The sequence below is a fragment of the Roseivivax isoporae LMG 25204 genome (genome assembly GCF_000521865.1).
GTDB classification, from domain to species: Bacteria; Pseudomonadota; Alphaproteobacteria; order Rhodobacterales; family Rhodobacteraceae; genus Roseivivax; species Roseivivax isoporae.
Map to the genome: position 1 here is coordinate 1 of NZ_JAME01000100.1, position 2018 is coordinate 2018.

A 2018-nucleotide genomic window follows, 5' to 3' on the forward strand; every position below is an offset into this window, starting at 1 on the left:
CGAAATCAGGACAAGGACGATCCCGATCAGCACGCGGCGCGCCAGGCGCGGCTCCGTGGCGGCATGATCGAGATGGATGAGCGAGGCCTCAGACATTCATGCTTCTCCAGCGGGGGTGCAGGAGGTCGCGAAATCGGCACCTCGCATCGAGACAGGCGCGGCGTGCCAGGTGCTCCCGGACCGCTTGCATGGCTATGACCCCGGCAAGGCCGATCGAACTCGCCAGGAGCCATGTCAGCAGCGTCCAGAGCCAGCTGCCGGAGACGAGCAGCACGCAGGCGGCCAGGGCGTATGCGCCGAGGCCCAGGAGGCTTGCGAGGACGAACCCGGAACCCGGCGGAAGCTGCCGGTCGATAGGGCACGTGCAGGGGACTTTGGCGTAATCAGACAAGACCGATCCTCCGTCTGCTCCAGATCTGGATGAGGTTAATGACCAGCAGCATCGCGAAGGAGATCACCAGCATGGCGATGCCGATCGCGGCGGCGGCGTCGTAGTTGTATTCCTCGAGCCGGATCACGATGAGAAGCGGCGCGATCTCAGTTTGGAACGGCAGGTTGCCGGCGATGAAGATGACCGAGCCGTATTCGCCAACCGAGCGTGCGAGCGCGAGCGCGAAGCCCGTGAGCAGAGCCGGCGTGAGGGTCGGAAGGATCACGCGGCGAAGGGTGTAGACGCGCCGGGCGCCGAGGGTGGCGCTGACCTCCTCCACCTCCCGGTCGAGTTCCTCAATGACCGGCTGGACGGTCCGCACGACGAAGGGCAGCCCGATGAAGATGAGCGCCAGCCAAATGCCGAACTCGGTATAGGCGACTGTGATCCCGAGCGGCGCAAGGGCCTGGCCGAAGATGCCGTTCGGTGCGTAGAGCGCGGTGAGCGCGATACCGGCCACGGCCGTCGGCAATGCGAAGGGCAGATCGACGGCGGCGTCAATCAGGCTGCGACCCCAGAAGCGGTAGCGCACCAGCACCCAGGCGAGCAGCAGCCCGAAGACGAGGTTGAAGAGCGACGCGACCAGGGCCGCGCGGAACGAGAGCGCCAGCGCCGCCCAGATGCGCCGGGAGTTGATCATCTCCCAGAGATCGGCTGGTCCGATTGCCAGGCCGCGCCCTAGAAGCGCGCCGATCGGCAGAAGCACCACGATGCTCATGATGGTGACCATGATGCCGAAGCTCAGCCCAAACCCCGGAAGGGGTGAGGGCGAGCGCAGGATGCCCGCCCTCATGGCCTATTGCTCCGAGTAGATCTGGTCGAAGACACCGCCTTCGCCGAAGAATTCGGGCTGAACCTCGGCCCAGCCGCCAAAATCGTCGATCGACAGGCGCTCAACCTCGGGGAACCTTTCGACATCTTCCTGAGCCGCAGCGGACGTGTCCCAGGCCCGATAATAATGCTTGAGCGCGACCGCCTGCGCCTCGGGGCTGTAGAGGTGGTCGAGATAGGCCTGAGCCGCCTCCCGCTGAGCGTCGGAGGTGATGTTGCCCTCGACAAGCGCCACCGGGAGTTCTGCGAGCATCGACACGGAGGGCACGACAATGTCGAAGGCGTCCTCGCCCTGTTCCGCGAGCGCAAGGAACGCCTCGTTCTCCCACGCGAGCAGCACGTCGCCGATCCCACGCTGCGTGAAGGTGTTGGTCGAGCCGCGGGCACCGGTGTCGAGCACGGGCACGTTCAGGAAGAGATCCGACATGTAGCTGCGCACCTTCTCGTCGTTGCCGCCGAATTCCTCCTCTGCCCAGGCCCAGGCGGCCATGAAGTTCCAGCGCGCGCCACCCGACGTTTTGGGGTTCGGCGTGATGACCTGGACGTCATCCCGCGTCAGGTCCTCCCAGTCGGAAATGCCCTTCGGGTTCCCATCCCGAACGAGGAACACGATGGTTGATGTATAGGGCGACGAATTGTGAGGCAGGCTCGACTGCCAGTCCTCGGGCAGCTTGCCGGTGCGCTCCGCGATGGCCGAGATGTCAGCCGACAGCGCAAGGGTCACCACCGTCGCCTCGAGACCGTCGATCACTGCACG

General features: G+C 65.3%; 3 protein-coding genes. All 3 read right to left on the reverse strand.

The features are described from left to right. Nucleotides 1-88: 88 nt before the first annotated feature. A complete protein-coding gene (locus RISW2_RS25170; RefSeq protein WP_162164360.1) occupies nt 89-391 on the reverse strand; it encodes a hypothetical protein in 303 nt (100 codons plus the stop codon). Then, entirely contained in the window at nt 384-1223 is an 840-nt protein-coding gene (gene cysT, locus RISW2_RS22710; RefSeq protein ID WP_043775637.1) for a sulfate ABC transporter permease subunit CysT, read from the reverse strand. The genes RISW2_RS25170 and cysT overlap by 8 nt, the downstream gene beginning before the upstream one ends. 3 nt (nt 1224-1226) lie before the next feature. Continuing rightward, nucleotides 1227-2018, reverse strand: a 792-nt coding sequence (locus tag RISW2_RS22715) for a sulfate ABC transporter substrate-binding protein (RefSeq protein WP_043775640.1), incomplete at its 5' end; no start/stop codon positions are given.

Bases quoted from the DNA above. Each gene is read 5' to 3' on its own strand.
- cysT (WP_043775637.1), bottom strand. From the start codon at position 1,223: ATGAGGGCGGGCATCCTGCGCTCGCCCTCACCCCTTCCGGGGTTTGGG.